Annotated in this window: 15 protein-coding genes; 3 read left to right on the forward strand and 12 right to left on the reverse strand. The window is 57.0% G+C overall.

Annotated elements, in window-relative coordinates; translation table 11 throughout:
- Positions 1-6 precede the first annotated feature (6 nt).
- Both H7R56_RS12840 and H7R56_RS12845 read right to left on the reverse strand, forming a co-directional pair.
- Positions 7-1968 (reverse strand): peptidase U32 family protein, encoded by a 1962-nt coding sequence (locus tag H7R56_RS12840; protein ID WP_106929103.1) that lies wholly within the window; start codon positions 1966-1968, stop codon positions 7-9.
- A 198-nt stretch (positions 1969-2166) separates the two neighbouring features.
- Positions 2167-2742, reverse strand: coding sequence for a helix-turn-helix domain-containing protein (locus H7R56_RS12845; protein ID WP_106929105.1), 576 nt, complete (start codon positions 2740-2742; stop codon positions 2167-2169).
- Between the two features lie 130 nt (positions 2743-2872).
- Between H7R56_RS12845 and H7R56_RS12850 the strand changes: the two genes are divergently transcribed.
- Positions 2873-4039, forward strand: a complete 1167-nt coding sequence (locus H7R56_RS12850; RefSeq protein WP_106929107.1) for a benzoate/H(+) symporter BenE family transporter — start codon at positions 2873-2875, stop codon at positions 4037-4039.
- On the opposite strand, the gene H7R56_RS12855 is transcribed toward H7R56_RS12850, so the two are convergent.
- Positions 4016-4891 carry a helix-turn-helix domain-containing protein gene (locus tag H7R56_RS12855; protein ID WP_106929108.1) on the reverse strand — a complete coding sequence of 292 codons (876 nt, stop codon included), beginning with the start codon at positions 4889-4891 and terminating at the stop codon, positions 4016-4018. The genes H7R56_RS12850 and H7R56_RS12855 overlap by 24 nt on opposite strands.
- Before the next feature lie 185 nt (positions 4892-5076).
- On the opposite strand from H7R56_RS12855, the gene H7R56_RS12860 reads away from it, so the two are divergent.
- Positions 5077-5976 carry a DMT family transporter gene (locus tag H7R56_RS12860; RefSeq protein ID WP_106929109.1) on the forward strand — a complete coding sequence of 300 codons (900 nt, stop codon included), beginning with the start codon at positions 5077-5079 and terminating at the stop codon, positions 5974-5976.
- 209 nt (positions 5977-6185) lie between these two features.
- Here H7R56_RS12860 and H7R56_RS12865 read toward each other — a convergent pair whose 3' ends face one another.
- The 6 genes from H7R56_RS12865 to H7R56_RS12890 all read right to left on the reverse strand — a co-directional run bounded on the left by H7R56_RS12865 (position 6186) and on the right by H7R56_RS12890 (position 10942).
- Positions 6186-6854, reverse strand: a complete 669-nt coding sequence (locus H7R56_RS12865) for a DUF3313 domain-containing protein (protein ID WP_106929111.1) — start codon at positions 6852-6854, stop codon at positions 6186-6188.
- A gap of 146 nt (positions 6855-7000) precedes the next feature.
- On the reverse strand, positions 7001-7597 hold the full coding sequence (gene tehB, locus H7R56_RS12870) for a tellurite resistance methyltransferase TehB (protein ID WP_106929113.1): 597 nt from the start codon (positions 7595-7597) through the stop codon (positions 7001-7003).
- Positions 7597-8598: a dicarboxylate transporter/tellurite-resistance protein TehA gene (gene tehA, locus H7R56_RS12875; protein WP_182928270.1), complete on the reverse strand. Its 1002-nt coding sequence runs from the start codon at positions 8596-8598 to the stop codon at positions 7597-7599. The genes tehB and tehA overlap by 1 nt, the downstream gene beginning before the upstream one ends.
- A gap of 58 nt (positions 8599-8656) precedes the next feature.
- Entirely contained in the window at positions 8657-9286 is a 630-nt protein-coding gene (locus H7R56_RS12880) for a LysE family translocator (RefSeq protein ID WP_182928271.1), read from the reverse strand.
- A 46-nt stretch (positions 9287-9332) separates the two neighbouring features.
- A complete protein-coding gene (locus H7R56_RS12885) occupies positions 9333-9962 on the reverse strand; it encodes a helix-turn-helix transcriptional regulator (RefSeq protein ID WP_106929118.1) in 630 nt (209 codons plus the stop codon).
- Positions 9962-10942: a threo-3-hydroxy-L-aspartate ammonia-lyase gene (locus H7R56_RS12890; protein ID WP_106929119.1), complete on the reverse strand. Its 981-nt coding sequence runs from the start codon at positions 10940-10942 to the stop codon at positions 9962-9964. The genes H7R56_RS12885 and H7R56_RS12890 overlap by 1 nt, the downstream gene beginning before the upstream one ends.
- Before the next feature lie 124 nt (positions 10943-11066).
- Here H7R56_RS12890 and ydcK point away from each other — a divergent pair, with 124 nt between their 5' ends.
- On the forward strand, positions 11067-12047 hold the full coding sequence (gene ydcK, locus H7R56_RS12895) for a YdcK family protein (RefSeq protein WP_106929121.1): 981 nt from the start codon (positions 11067-11069) through the stop codon (positions 12045-12047).
- Here the strand turns inward: ydcK and rimL are convergent.
- The 3 genes from rimL to H7R56_RS12910 all read right to left on the reverse strand — a co-directional run bounded on the left by rimL (position 12042) and on the right by H7R56_RS12910 (position 15929).
- The gene (gene rimL, locus H7R56_RS12900; RefSeq protein ID WP_106929123.1) at positions 12042-12593 is read right to left on the reverse strand and encodes a 50S ribosomal protein L7/L12-serine acetyltransferase; all 552 of its coding nucleotides are present in this window, start codon (positions 12591-12593) and stop codon (positions 12042-12044) included. The genes ydcK and rimL overlap by 6 nt on opposite strands.
- 59 nt (positions 12594-12652) lie before the next feature.
- Complete coding sequence (locus H7R56_RS12905; RefSeq protein ID WP_106929124.1) at positions 12653-14308, reverse strand: glucan biosynthesis protein D; 1656 nt, start codon at positions 14306-14308, stop codon at positions 12653-12655.
- Positions 14309-14423: 115 nt separating this feature from the next.
- The gene (locus H7R56_RS12910; RefSeq protein WP_182928272.1) at positions 14424-15929 is read right to left on the reverse strand and encodes a carboxylesterase/lipase family protein; all 1506 of its coding nucleotides are present in this window, start codon (positions 15927-15929) and stop codon (positions 14424-14426) included.
- Positions 15930-15962 lie beyond the last annotated feature (33 nt).

Below are 15962 nucleotides of genomic sequence, written 5' to 3' on the forward strand. Positions count from 1 at the left end.
TTAGCGTCAAACTTTCCGCTTAGGCAGCGTTTTCAGCAATTCGTCCGGGCTTACCGAGGCCACCACGCTCCCCGGTAGCGGCATCTTCAGTATGTGATTTTTAATCTTGCCAATCACGTGCATTTCGCATGGACGACAGTCAAATTTCAGCGTCAGGACTTCATCACCGTTGATGAGCTGCATCGGCGTCGCTTTCCAGCTTTTAATCGACCCTTTCGCCTGCTTCGGGCACAGATTGAAGGCAAAACGCAGGCAGTGCTTGGTGATCATCACCGGCACGTCGCCCTTCTCTTCGTGCGCTTCATAGGCTGCATCTATCAGCTGAACGCCATAACGGTGGTAAAATTCACGCGCTTTATGGTTATAAACGTTAGCCAGGAAACTCAGATGGCTTTCGGGGTACACCGGCGCCGGTTCGGCAACTGCTTTACGACTGCCGCGAACATAGGCATCCAGGCGCGCCTGGTCGAGCAACGCCACGGTTTCACGACGCAGCTGGTTAAGCAGACTGTTCGGAACAAACAGCGCTTCCGCCAGCAGCACTTCAACGTTGCGTGCGTAGTACAGCGTTTGCCCCAGTTTAGCGATCCCGTCTTGCAGCTGGCTCAGCGCTTTCTCTGCGTTATTCGCCGCTGCAAATTCCCCGTCTAAAGTGTGGGTCACCGCCACGCCGTCTTCGCTGGTTAGCGTCAGCACCAGCTGTTCCTGCCAGCCAGACAGCTCGATATCCACGGCGATGCGGCGCTCGCTGGAGGTTTTCAACAGCGCCTGCTGCCAGTTGTGATCGAGGTTACGGTTGAGCACCTGATGCGGACGCACCTTATGCAGGTCAGCCGGCATCTCGTTTGGCCAAACGCGGTAGCGATTTTCAGCAATCTTCTCCACCGTATTGGCACGAAAACCGACAACTTCGCGTTTGATGAGCACGTTGAGACCGTCGCCGTTGGCCAGCGGTTCGCTCACTTCAACATCCAGCGTCTCTTTGTTAACCTTCAGCACTTCCCCTACCGGCAGACCGACGAACTTCGGCGAGTCAAACGCACCAATGTTCATCTGACGCTGATTGACGAAATAATCCGTGCTGCCGCGGTGGAAGGTTTTATCGGTCGACGGCACAAAGAAATGCTCGGTACGGCCAGCGGAAGCCCGGGCCAAATCGCCGCGTTCTTCAATAATGGCGTCCAGCATCTGGCGATAGTGTGCAGTGATATTTTTCACATAGCTCATATCTTTATAGCGCCCCTCAATTTTGAAGGAGCGCACGCCTGCATCAATCAACGCGCCAAGGTTGGCGGTTTGATCGTTGTCTTTCATCGACAGCAGGTGCTTTTCAAACGCGACCACGCGTCCCCGATCGTCTTTCAGCGTATACGGCAGGCGACAGGCCTGGGAGCAGTCACCGCGGTTGGCGCTGCGCCCGGTTTGCGCATGAGAGATATTACACTGGCCGGAATAGGCCACGCACAGCGCACCGTGAATAAAGAATTCAATGGTGGCGTCGGCAGCATCGTGAATCGCTTTGATCTGCTGCAAATTCAGCTCACGCGCCAGAACGATCTGGCTAAAACCAACGTCAGAGAGGAATTTAGCTTTCTCCACGCTGCGAATATCGCATTGGGTGCTGGCATGCAGTTCTATCGGAGGGATATCAAGCTGCAGGATGCCCATATCCTGCACGATCAGCGCATCCACGCCGGCATCATACAGTTGGGTGATCAGCTTCTGCGCCGGCGCCAGCTCATCGTCATGCAGGATGGTATTGAGCGTGATAAAAATCTTCGCGCCGTAGCGGTGAGCAAACGGCACCAGCGCGGCAATGTCCTGAAGACTGTTGCTGGCGTTATGGCGTGCGCCAAAACCCGGGCCGCCGATATAAACGGCATCGGCACCGTGAAGTATCGCTTCCCGGGCTATCGCCGTGTCGCGGGCCGGGCTGAGGAGTTCGAGAAGAGCGTTCTGCTGGCGCATACGGTCTGAGTTATCCAGTAGAGTCACAAAATGGCGGCTATTGTAGCCAGAAGCGGCGAGAGACGAAAACAGTTTCCACCGCTTCTGCGCCACCGTTAGCTTAATTTCGAAAACCGATTGCCAGAATTCTCAGTTCCGAAGCCGGGAGCAACGCGTTACAGTCGCTAGCGTGTTCGGGATTTCCTCGTAACGGCCACATCAGGATTGATTGTCGCGATTTGCCGCAGGGTTTCCTGCGGCTTTTTCTTTGGGATAGTGAATCAGCGAGTGAAAATGCACGGTCTGCTCTGCGCTGTTGCGATATGCATGCGCAAGATCGCCAGCGAACCGTAGCCCTTCCCCTGCCGACAGCGTGCGCCATTCGTCCATCACGTGCATATCCAAACGCCCTTCAATCACCACCACATGTTCAATCACCCCTTTTTCGTGCGGAGTCGATTCGCTCAGCGCGCCGGGTGCCAGCGTAATGGAAAAATGGTCAAAACACAGTTCCGGATCCCACGGAAACACCGGCGTGACCACCATCGCCTGCTGCTGAGGATCGAACGCCTGTTCAAGACCGGGCGACGGCGGCGTGATAAACACCGAGAACGGCACGTTCAGGCCCGTGGCAATTTTCCACAGCGTTGCCACCGTCGGGCTGGACTCATTACGTTCAATCTGCCCGAGCATAGCCTTGGAAACGCCCGTCTCTTCGGCGAGCTTAGACAGGCTCCATGCCCGCTGCTGACGCAGGTGTTTTAGCGTTGTCGCCAGGTGTTGCGCAATATTCATTCAGCCTCCATGTCGTTGCCTTTTCGCAGTATACCCCAGCCAGCGCGTGTTTTCGCCCGTCGCACGCCACTTGTGCGCTATAGCGCACAATGATACATTCAATGTACGTTATAACGCACAAAGGTCTACAATGCGATCCTATCTTATTCCTTTCCCCTCGCTGCTGGCGGGGTTTGTAGCCGTTCTGGTCGGCTATGCCAGCTCGGCGGCAATTATCTGGCAGGCCGCCGCTGCTGCGGGTGCAAGCCCGCAGCAAATTTCCGGCTGGATGACGGCGTTAGGGTTGGCCATGGGCCTCAGCACGCTGGTTCTGACGCTGTGGCGTAAAGTCCCTATTCTGACCGCGTGGTCAACGCCCGGCGCGGCGCTGCTGGTTGGTGGCCTGCAGGGCGCGACGCTCAACGAAGCCGTGGGCATTTTTATTTTCGCTAACGCGCTGATTGTCATCTGCGGCCTGACCGGCTGGTTCGCCCGTCTGATGAGGCTGATCCCGCATTCACTGGCCGCGGCGATGCTGGCGGGGATTTTATTGCGTTTCGGCCTTCAGGCGTTTGCCACCCTACAGGGGCAACTGCTGCTATGCGGCAGTATGCTGATGGGCTGGCTGCTGTGTAAAGCGCTGGCGCCACGCTATGCGGTGGTGGCCGCCATGGCCGTGGGGATCGCGGTGGCATGGCTTAAAGGTGACGTTGTCACGAAATCACTTAACCTGGCTTTCGTTGCACCTCAGTTTGTCACGCCTCATTTTTCACTCACCGCGTTACTGAGCGTAGGCATTCCCTTTTTCCTCGTCACGATGGCCTCGCAAAATGCGCCCGGCCTTGCCACGCTACAGGCGTCGGGCTATCGGGTGCCGGTCTCGCCGCTGATGGTGATCAGCGGCGCCTTTGGCCTGCTGCTGGCGCCGTTTGGCGTTTATTCGGTGTGCATTGCCGCCATTACCGCCGCCATTTGCCAAAGCCCGGATGCTCACCCCGATCCGCAAAAACGCTGGTTGGCCGCAGCGGCGGCAGGCGTGTTTTATCTTCTGGCAGGCATCTTCGGTGGTTCGATCACCGCGCTGATGGCAGCGCTTCCCGTCGCGTGGATTCAAATGCTGGCGGGGCTGGCGCTGCTCGGTACGTTGGGCGGAAGTCTGTTTCAGGCTCTGAATGCGGAACGTGAACGCGACGCCGCGCTGGTCACTTTCCTGGTGACCGCCAGCGGCATAACCCTCGCGGGTATCGGCTCCGCATTCTGGGGCTTAGTGCTGGGTGGGGTGAGCTTCGCGCTGTTAGCCAGCAAGGCTCGCGCGTAGCTGCGATGGCGTCACGCCGATTGCCGTTTTGAAACGGTTGCTGAAGTGGCTCGCGGAGCTAAAACCGCAGCGTAGCGCAATGTCGGTTAATGGCAATGCGCTATAGCGCACCATCTGCTGAGCCGTATCCATCCGCCGCTGCATCACGTACTGATGCGGCGCCAGGCCCACAGACTGACGGAACATGCGCGCAAAGTGATACTCGCTCAACGATGCCTGCGCGGCGAGGTCGGCCAGCGTTAACGGCTCGCTGAGATGCGCGTCAATATAATCCAGCGTATTTCGTAACACCCCCGGTGCCAGCCCACCGGTGACCGTCGGCAGACGCCACTGGACGTTGGCATAATTTTGTAGCAAATGGGTCAGCAGCAGCGTGCTGGCGCTGCTTAACGTCAGCTGATTTGCCGGCTGCTGCCAGTCACAGCCGAGCAAAAACTGGCGGTAGAGCAGCGTAATTTTCGGGTCATCGCCAAAGATTTGTTCATCCAGCGTCACGCTAGCCGGACTACGATCCCACACCTGCTCCCCAACGTGGCGCAGGTGTTCATCGGTGCAGTAAAGATGCACGAACGACAGATCGCCACGAATATCCCACGTCGATTCACTGTCCTCCGGCATCAGGCAAAAACGGTTAGGCCCGCCGCCGTTTTTCCAGCCGTGTGGCGTTTTCTGGTAGCTTTCATAGCCGTCGGCGACGTACAGGCTTAGGGTATGATGATCGCTTTGCACCGTCAGCGTATCGAGTTTGTTGTACCACGCGGCAAGCTGAATGCCGGAATTGAGCGCGACGGTTTCCCGCAGAATAGCTTTCTGACTCCGTAGTCTTTCAAACGTCGCGTAGGTGTGGGTCATTACGATTTCTGTCACGATTAACGATAGCCCTAGTCTAGGGGCTGTCGCGGGTGGATGCTACTTTTCTGCGCCGCTATACGGCAAAAAACCGCAAGAATATGCAAGTCATCCGCAACCTTCTGCAAGCGGCGACGACACGCGTGCGGCAGACTGGATCTCTGTCGCGATAACCGTTGTGAGGAAAAATGAACGCGCTGCTCTATGCTTTAGTTGTCGTTATTTGGGGTACCACCTGGATTGCCATCTTTTTACAGCAGGGTCCGGTGCCCGAAGCCGTCTCTATTTTCTGGCGCTTCGCCATCGCCAGCACCACCATGCTGACCATTCTGCTGTGCCTGCGCCGCCTGCGGCCGCTAGCGCTGCGTGACCACCTGTTCTGCATGGTACAAGGCTGCTGCGTATTTGGTTTTAACTTCCTCTGTTTTTACACCGCCGCGAAATGGATCAATACCGGTCTGGAATCGGTTATTTTCTCGATGGCGGTTCTGTTTAACGCGATTAATAGCTTTATTTTCTTCCGCCAGACGCCGCCCAAACGCTTTTACGCGGCGGCGCTGTTGGGGTTGGCCGGGATTGTGACGCTCTTCTGGGACGATCTGCAGGCCGTGGGGATGAGCAGTACGTTGCTGGCCGGTATTCTCCTCAGCGCGCTGGGCACCTACGGTTTCTCACTGGGCAATATGCTCAGTCTGCGTCACCAGCGCCGCGGGCTAGAGACGCTCACCACTAACGCCTGGGCGATGCTCTACGGCACGATAGTCATTGGCCTTGTCGCCCTGCTGCGCGGCGATGATTTCACACCGCAGTGGACCCTCAGCTATATGGGCGCGCTGTTCTATCTGGCGCTGTTCGGCTCGGTCATTGCCTTCGGCGTCTATTTCACGCTGGTTGGCCGCATCGGCGCCAGCAATGCCGCCTACAGTACCCTGCTGTTTCCGCTGGTTGCGCTGACGCTGTCAACGGTCTACGAAGGATACCAATGGCACGCAAACGCCGTCGTCGGGCTGGTGCTGATTCTGCTGGGCAATCTGGTGATGTTCGCCAAACCGCTGGCCTGGCGTCTGCCGTTTCTCAGCCGCGCCTAGTCCTTCACGCAATGTGCTGTGGAAAATAAATCAACCGTGCCGTTCGAGAGTAAAAGTAATGACGCGAACATGCTGACGGCACGATATTTTCTCTGACAGGGAAAATAAGCGGCCACAAAATCGGAATAATGTATTCATCAAAAATATAATACCATCATAAATAAAGGGGCTACCTTATCGGTGCCCCTTTATTCATGATGGGATATTTTTTATTTCTGCGACGGATCGAATTTCACCGCATCAATCGCCATATCATCAATCACCTGTTTCAGCGTATCCAGCGTCAGCTTCGCATCTGAGTTCGACAGGTCTTTGCCTTCCCCTTTACGCACCACTTTGATAACCGGTTTGTTGGTGGCCGCATCAATCAGTTCGCCTTCAAAATACAGGTTGGTGTTCATGGTGCGATGGCCGGTGGCCGCCTGCGTACCGGCAACGACCATCGCAATCGGGATCACCTCGTAGAACTGCAGCCCTTCTTTGCTGGAGTCAACAGCAGTAATCGCACCGCGGAAAATCAGGCTATGCGGACCGGCGGTGGTCGCCAGCGGCTTGCGCTCGCTGATGGCTTTTTTCAGCTCGGTATTGGTATAGGCCAGAATGTCGTTCAGCGCTTTTTCACCCACCTGCGTGGTCGGTTTCGGCACCGGATAATAGGTAACAGGGTTATAAACAACGTTCGCGTAGTTGGCCGGTTTGTAGTCCGGAGAGATCCAACGCAGCTCGGTTTTCCCGGACGCCGTTGTCGTTTGTTTGAGGCCAGAATAATCTTTCAAAAAGCCGGAATACTGCTCGGGCGTGGTGGTCTTAGATGCACAACCGGCAAGAGCCAGAACGCCGACAAGAACCGCCGCTTTAAAAAACGTTTGAGTACGCATGAGATAATCCCTGAGAAATGCACAGATGCCAGTAAGTTATAGCAAAGGAATCAGGAGATTGTCGCGACAAAAATAGAGGAGACACGCAATATTAATAAAAAGAATTCACCATATAACGGGCTCTTCGCCCGTTATATAAATACTAATTATGATTTCTTACGCGCCAGCAGGGTGGCAAAGCGCAATTTAATTCGATTACCCTGCTCGTCCGTACGGTGAAGCTCGCCAACGTCTTCGTTATATTTCAACAGATCCCACCCCGCATAATATGCCTTCAACTCGCCGGCCTTAAACGCGAACGGGAAACCCACCGTGCACGGAAAATCATCGGTATCCATCGCCGCAACGATCAGGTTATACCCCCCTGCAACGGTGCAGCGCTGCATGTTGGCAATCAGACGCGGGATCGTCCCCGGCTCAAGGAACATCATCACCACGGTAGACAAAATAAAGTCGTACGCGCCATCAAAGCTCAGCGTATTAAGGTCCTTGACCGCCGCCTGCAAAGAGGTCAGCCCTTCAGCCTCGCGAATCGACAACAGATTCTGGATGCTCATCGGGTTTTTATCCCACGCCGTTACGTCATAACCGTTCGCCGCCAGATAAAGACTGTTACGCCCGTTACCGCAGCCCAGATCGAGTGCCTTACCCGGCTTAACGATCGTCGCCGCATGCACGACATCGGAATGGGTACGGGTCAGGCCGTATTTTTCGGTGAAGTAGTTTTCATCACGCATGGTCATTAGTCATCCTTCGGTTTCATCAGTGTCGACGCAGCAGCTCGCGTCAAAAATTTACCCTGAAGCAGCAACAGCAGCGTTTTAATCAGCAGCAGGCCGATCACGATATTCGTGAAGATAAACAGCGGCAGCGCCAGGTAGTGGAAAAAGCCGGAGCCGCTGGCATGCCCGAGATGCAGCCCGGTAGAGGCCAGCGCGGAGATACCGAACGAGAAGCTCCAGAACGAGGCGTTGAACGCCTGGCGCAGATACCACGGCATCAAACGCAGCATAAACAGCAGCTGAAGCAGCCCATAGCCAAACAGCATTTTGGCGAACACGTCCGCGTGGCCGCCGTTGACGCTCAGCCATGCGTTACAGGCCACCAGCGCGGGGGCCAGCTGAATGCCGAGCGAAGTACGCAGCGGAATCGATAGCGCGCCGCCGCTACGCAGGCGCTGTACAATCGCGGGTTCCAGCGTTATCCAGGAAATCACCCCGGCCCCCAGGAACACCAGCCCGGCGTCGTTAAAGCCCAGAGCACCGCAGGCCATGGCGCTGATAAAGTTATTCGCCACCGTCGGCAGATACAGCCCCGGCGTGGTGGCGTCTGCCGGATGTTCACCGCGCCACAGCCCGGCGGTTTGCCGGGCAGCATAGCTCAGTTGAAGCACAACCCCGATGATAAACAGCGCCAACGCCAGCGGCCGCAGCCACGGCGTTACGCCAATCGCGACCAGCATGGTGGTCGCCGGGAACAGGCTCACAAAGCTGCTGGCGATAGGATGGCGCATTTCCAGCCAGACGCTATACGGAAAGCGGACTGCGCGCACAATAAACGCCAGCGCCAGCAGCGCCCACATCACGATTGCCAGTATCACCAGCCCGTCGCCGATGGCGTGGCTCAGCGGCCAGATAGTGCTGGCGTAGCGCCAGGCGAAGCCCATCCCGATGGTGCCGAGAACCATGCCAAAATAGCCGGCGGGCAAATTCAGCACCTGGCGTTCGTCGTTTTTATTATGCATTTTGTTTATTTATTCAAATTTATTTAAGTTGCATTTTAAATGATTCTTTAGCGCGGCGCTAGCGTGAAAAAGAAGTATAGATAAGCTTCACGCCCAGCAGCCCCAAAATGGTCGCCGAGACCCTGTCTACCGCCCCTTTCATACGCAGATAAACACGACGCGGCTTCTCCGCCGACAGCAGCAGCGCCACCAGCGCGTACCAACCGGCGTCAATAACAAAGCTCATCAAGGGGATCAGGTAATAAAACACGGTAGGAATATGCGCGGGCAGCAGCGCAGTGAAAATTGAGGCAAAAACAATAGCCGTTTTCGGGTTGCTGAGCTGGGTGAACAGCCCATCGCGAAACGCCTTCCACAGTGAAATAGAGACCGTTTCTCCCCCCACGGCAATCGCCATCGGCTGACGTGCGCCGCGAAAAATTTTAATACCTATCCAGATAAGATAAGCACCGCCCGCCAGCTTCAGGCCGATAAACAGTTCCGGTACCGCATTCAGCACCTTTTGCAGCCCCAGCATCGCCATCAGCGCAAACGTCGCGGCCCCAGCCCCGGTGCCCAGCGCGGTCACCAGGCCGTGGGCGCGGGAGTGCACGACGGCCGTTCGCGCCACGTAGATAAAGCTGGGGCCGGGGCTCATTACCCCCATAATCAGCACAGCAGCAATGGCAAGCAGACTCGATAACAGCATATTTTCTCCTGAAGATGGACGTTAGCTAAGGTAAACGGTCTTTCCGTTATACGGCATTTTTCTGTCTTGCATAGAGATAAGCGGTAGCGCGCGAGATCCCAAGATGTTGGGCCACGGTGTCCATCGATTTACGTACTTCCAGCAGCCCTTCCTGACCCAGGGCCTGTATCAGCGCTTTGCGGTCGTCAACGCTCAGCGCTCGTGCGGTGGTCGCCCTTGTTGCCGCATAGCGGTCGATATAACGACGGATAGCCTCCAGGCCAGCAGGCTCAAGGTGCTCGACCAGGGGCGCGCTGGCCACTGCGGTAAACTGAGATAACGCGCTTTGCATACCGCGAAACAGCGTCATATCAACGTTAAGGCACAGTGCTGCGACGTATTCGCCATTGGCGTCTTTAATACCGATGGAGGTGCTTTTTACCGGGCGGCCATCGGCAAACTGATTGGCGTAATTCGCCACAATTTGCGGAAATTCCGCCGATGCAATGCGCGCCAGCCCCATTTCCGTGGCCGGCTGCCCTACCGTTCTGCCGGATAAATTGTTGTGTATCGCCAGAATGGCGTGATCCGGGTGCGTAAGGTCGTGAACCACCACCTCACAAAAGGGTGACAACGTTGCGCTCACCCCTTTCGCGATGTTATCGAGCTGCCGGAGCAGCGTATTATCATCCTGCATCAACTTTCCCTTTCACCGGCCAGAAAACGGGCATAGCGGTGGATATCCACATTACCGCCGCTGATAATCACACCGACCTTTTTGCCCCGCAGCGAGGATTTTCTTGCCCGCGCCGCGGCAAAGCCGAGGCATCCGGTCGGCTCGACGACCATTTTCATACGCTCGGCAAAAAACGTCATCGCCGCGATCAGCTCATCATCACTCACGGTCAGAATATCCTCCACCGTATGCTGGATAATGGGAAACGTGTAGTGGCCCAGATGCTGAGTCTGTGCACCGTCGGCGATGGTTTTCGGCGTCTCAATGTGGACAATTTGACCGCTGCGCAGCGACTGCTGCCCATCATTGCCCGCCTCGGGCTCAACGCCGTAGATAGCGCACCGCGGCGAAAGATGCCGCGCGGCCAGCGCCGAACCCGACAGCAAACCGCCGCCGCCCAGGCACACAAACAGCGCGTCCAGCGGCCCCACGTCCTCAATCAGCTCTTTCGCCGCCGTGCCCTGACCGGCGATCACCTGCGGATGATCGTAAGGCGGAATCAGCGTCAGCCCCTCTTTTTGCGCCAGCTCACGGCCAATCTGCTCCCGGTCTTCGGTATAGCGATCGTAGGTCACAACGCGGCCACCGTAACCTTTAGTGGCCGCCACCTTGGCCGCCGGGGCATCGAGCGGCATGATGATCGTTGCCGGAATCGACAGCAGCTTAGCCGCCAGCGCCACCGCCTGCGCATGGTTGCCAGAGGAAAAAGCCACGACGCCAGCGGCGCGCTGCTCGGGCGTAAACTGCAACAGCGCGTTCATCGCGCCGCGAAACTTAAACGCCCCCATACGCTGAAAATTCTCGCACTTGAAATACACTTCGGCACCAAAATCAGCGTTGACGGTGCGCGAGGTCATCACCGGCGTACGGTGAGCATAGTTGGCAATACGTTCCGCCGCGGCGGCGACATCGCCATAGTCTGGTAATTTTCGTTCTGTCATTTTTTCACCACTAATACATTTAGTATTAATTAATATTTTTTGTATTATTCGTTATACGCCTCATCCCCGCTTATGCCCAGCGTAATTTGCTACATTTAAGGTATCCGCCAGGTCAGAGGCCACCATGAAAAAGTACCGTCTCAGTGAGAATTCCCGTCGCGTGCAAATTGGCGAGCCTGGTGCTCGGGAGAGCGTACAGGTGTGGCAAATCATTGCCCTGCGTGATTTTGCCGATGTCGCCGCCGGCAGCCTGGGGGGGTGGATTGCGGATGAGCAGGCGTTAAGTCACGAAGGCGATTGCTGGATTTACGATGAAAATAGCCTCGTTTATGCGGGCGCAACCGTCGCCGGCAACGCGCGGCTGACGCAGATCTGCGAAGTCAGCCATCAGGCAGCCATTGGCGGCAACGTACGGGTATGTGCCAGTCGTATCAGCCACGGCGCGCGGCTGAGCGAGAACGTCATCGTTAAAGGGGCCAGGGTTCACGGCCACTGCCATCTGTTTGGCAGTGCCTACATAGGCGAACAGTGCCAGATTGTCGGCGCGAAGGGCCTGACCGCTGACAGCGATCTGCCGCTGCAAATCTACGATCGCGCCCGTTTAACCGACTGCCGGGTTGTGCACCAGGCGCAAATCTACGGTGATGCGTCGCTGTGTCACGCCTTTATCGAACACCGGGCAGAGATCTATGACCGCGCACGGTTAGAGGGCAATGAGGCGAACAACATCTGGGTGTGCGACTGCGCCAGGGTTTACGGCAACGCGCGTATCATCGCCGGACACGGTGAGGATGCGATCCCCACTCTTCGCTACAGTGCGCAGGTGGCAGAAAACGCGGTCATCGAGGGCAACTGCGTGCTGAAGCATCATGTCAGGGTCGGCGGAAATGCCCGGCTCCGCGGCGGGCCGATTCTGCTGGACGATCACGTCGTGATTCAGGGCGACGCGCGTATCGAGGGCGATGTGCTGATCGAGTATCACATTGATATTGGCGACAGCGTGGTGGTAGAAGCGCTGCCGGGTGAGGCCATCCACCTGCGCGGGCGTAAAGCGATTAGCGGCGCGCAGCGTATCACCCGCACCCCGCTGTTCGGTGCGCTATAAATCAGACTGTTCGATAATTCGCGCGTAGAGGTTTTGATCGTAGAAGACATCGTTAAGAAACTCGGCCTGACGTAAACATCCTTCCAGCTGGAAACCGTTACGCTGTGCCACCTGATTGCTGCGCAGATTATCAACCCGGCATTTGATCACGAAGCGGCGGATTTCGCCGCGGTCCACGTAATAGCGAATAAACGCCTGTAACGACGCCGACAGAATCCCCTTACCCTGCGCGGCTTCATCGAGCCAGTAGCCGATATACCCGGTCTTATTCGACGGTTCAATCTGGTTAAATGACAGCACGCCCGCCATTTTGCCGTCGACAAAAATCAGAAACATTTTCGCGATGCCGCGCTGGTGCAGCATCATATTGCCCTGCACGTTCTGGCGGGTGTCCTGCTCGCTGTTCACAAACTGCGGCCAGTTCAGCGTCTGCTGCAGCCAGTCACGGTTGCGCAGCACCATCTGGTGAAGATCGGTAATATGGCCTTCATTAACGGCCTGAAGGGTGATGGCGTCCGATACCACGATCGTTTCAACGCGGGTCATGTTAGGTTCTCACTCGGGAAGAAAACCCGGCCAGGCAAAGCTCGGCCGGGCCAGGGGCGTTATTTCATAATGCGGTCGTCAACGTACTGACGCTTATCTGGCGCTGGCGGGAAGTACTGATACAGCCAGGTTTCGCTGATCGCTTCGCCGCGGCAGCGCAGGAACAGGCGCATATCCACCGGTTCGGTTGAATCGGAAGTCGGGTACCAGTCGAACAGAATCCGGTAACCGTCAAACGGTTCTACGTACAGGATTTCAACCTGTTTCGCCTCACCGCTGGACAGCGTGATCACCGGTTCAATCCCCTTCGGCGCGGCGGCTTTCAAATCACCGCCGACGAAATCAATGGCGAAACGACGGGACCATTTGTCCGGGTAGTGTTCCCCCGGCGCCCAACCTTCCGGGAAGCTGCCCATCCCGGTACGCGTGGCCAGCACGCGCGCCAGCGGCGAACGAACCGGCGGCATCGCGCTCCAGTACAGGCGATAGCTAAAGTTGAGCTGGTCGCCCGCCTTCATCGGCTTTTCCGGCTGCCAGAAGCAGACGATGTTATCCAGCGTTTCGCCGGTAGTCGGAATTTCCATCAGACTGACGGCCCCTTTTCCCCACTGATTGCGCGGCTCAACCCACAGACTCGGGCGTTTGTTGTACCAGCCCATGACATCCTGATAGTGGGTAAAGTCGCGATCCAGCTGCAGCAGACCAAAACCTTTCGGGTTTTTGTCCTGATAGGCGTTGAACTGCAGCTTCTGTGGGTTATTCAACGGACGGCAGATCCACTCGCCGTTGCCCAACCACATCGCCAGACGGTCGGAGTCATGAATCTGTGGGTGGATGGTGTCACAGACGCGGCGCTCGTTATTACCGCAGCTGAACATACTGGTCATCGGCGCGATACCTAACTGTTTGATATCTTTTCGCGCATAGAGGTGGTTTTCCACGTCCATGATCACCTGCGCCTTCTCGCAGTGCACGACGAATTTATACGCGCCGGTGATGCTGGCGCTGTCGAGCAGCGCATAGACGGTGAAGGTGGTATCGCCCGGTTTCGCGGTTTCAAACCAGAAGGAGGTAAAGTCAGGGAACTCTTCCAGCGAATCCGTGTAGGTGTCGATTGCCAGACCACGCGCGGAAAGACCGTACTGATAGGTGCTGTCTACGGCGCGGAAATAGCTTGCCCCCAGGAAAGCGACGATATCGCGGCGCGCCAGCTCCGGCGCTTTAAACACGCGGAACCCGGCAAAGCCGAGATCGGTTTGCCCTTCCAGCTGTTTCGTATCGACACCGGCGTCGTGATACTGGAACAGCTCAGGGCGGAAATGAATTTCACGCGCCTGCTGGCTGGCCGGATCGAGTGAGAACATGCGCACGCGACGACGGAAACCCATTCCAACGTGGAAGAACTGGATATCCAGCTGGCGATCGTTGACGTTATTCCACAGAGAGTGCTGCGCATCGTACTGAATGCTGTTGTAAGCCTGCGGCGTCAGGTTGGCCAGGGTTTCCGGCAGCGCGCGCGGCGCGCCAACCCAGGGCTGACGGGAAAGATCGTGGGCCATCGATTGCAGCACGCCGAAATCAAAGCGACGCGTCTGGCCGTCGGCAATATCGGACTCCTGCGCCAGCGCGGCCTGAGAGAAAAGCGATGCAAAACCGGAAGTACCGCACACGGCGGCAACAGCCATTGAAGATTTGAGAAAGTGTCTGCGGTTCATGCCTGGCAAAGCGTCCTTTTTATCATCGGAATGCAGCAAAAAAATGCGCGTGTTAACTGCCGCCCACTCTAGACAAAATTCACTGATAATCCAATTGGTCAGGCAATAAAATCTGCTAATCCAGGTTCACATGGTGTTTCATTACGCGTTTGAACAGCGCCAGTCGCGCGCGCATAAAGCGGTTTTCAACGCGAAATCCGGCGCGCTTATGCAGCCCAATGCGCAACAGGCGATCCCGGCCGCGCACCGCTGCAGGCCAACGTACCGGCCCCGCCAGCACAACGTGCGCGGCGCTGGCTTCACGCGCGAAGCGTACCCAGTAGTCGGCAACCTGCGCGGCGAAGGCCAGATCGTCTTGCGTGGCATAGTCACAGGAGGGGGAAATGTGCCCTAACGTATCAAACACGTAAGGCACCTCGTTACCATGCCAGGCGCCGTGGGGATAAGTGGCGTGTTCAACCTCGGCAACATAGTCAAACCAGTAGCGCCAGCACGGTTGATTAATCCGCTGCTGCGCCTGCATCACAACGTAACCCAGGGTGGTAAAGGCCATGTCCCGGCACACCTCACGGCCTAGGGCTTCATCCGCCTTCACGCCCGGATACAGTAGCCGAATCAATCCCAGCCCCAGGCGGCGCTCGCGGCGTAGTTTTTGGATTTCACCGGCAAGATCGACGCCGAACACCGCCATAACGCTGGCTTCATCGCTATTGGAGCCAACCAGTACCGGCATCGCGTGCTGTTTACCGGCGAAGAACACGTCAAGCATCGGCTGCGGCAGCACCGCATCGCCCGCAATGGGCGCGGGGCCGGTGGTATGCGGCGCGGCTAGCGGCCAGAACGCCTCGGCGGGAATTTCACGCAGTCTGTCGGCGGACGCATTGGCGAGATTAAAATGTTCCGCCAGCCTTTCACCGCGAGCCAATGCGGCTTCACGCGGCACATCCGGCAACGTGTAGCCGCTCTGAATGATGGCTTTATGGAAGAGCCCTTCAGCTTTGGGTGAGGTCATCAGCGATAGCACGCTGCGGGCGCCAGCGGATTCGCCGAATAACGTGACGTTGTCACCGTCACCGCCGAACGCGGCGATATTCTCCTGTACCCAGCGCAGCGCGGCGATTTGATCGAGCAGGCCAAAATTATACAGCCGCTCGCCGTCTTCGCCTTCCAGCGCCGGATGCGCAAAAAAGCCCAGATGCCCAAGCCGGTAATTCAGGGTCACCACCACCGCGCCGCGTCTGGACAGCGCTTTACCGTCGTATGGCGGCAGCCCGCCAGAACCGATGGTAAATCCGCCGCCGTGCAGCCAGACCATCACCGGCAGCGGGCCGGAACGTTCTACGGGTGCCCAAACGTTGAGATAGAGACAATCTTCCGAGAAACGCCCCGGATCGCCGCCCCCCAGTTCCTGGCAGTATTCCCCATTTTGCCAACTGGCGGCAGAAAAAGTCTCGGCCGGGCGAACGCCCTGCCACGGCGCAACCGGCCGGGGCGCTCGCCAGCGAAGCGCCCCCACGGGCGGCGCGGCATAGGGAATACCGCACCACACATGAATATCGTCATCCACTCGTCCTGATAGCCATCCTTGACGGGTCTCTACGCGCGTTGCGGCATTCTGCATCGGTGTTCATCCTTTTTACATTATTCCTTTGCA

The sequence above is a fragment of the Klebsiella sp. WP3-W18-ESBL-02 genome (genome assembly GCF_014168815.1).
In the GTDB taxonomy this organism is placed as follows: domain Bacteria; phylum Pseudomonadota; class Gammaproteobacteria; order Enterobacterales; family Enterobacteriaceae; genus Kluyvera; species Kluyvera ascorbata_B.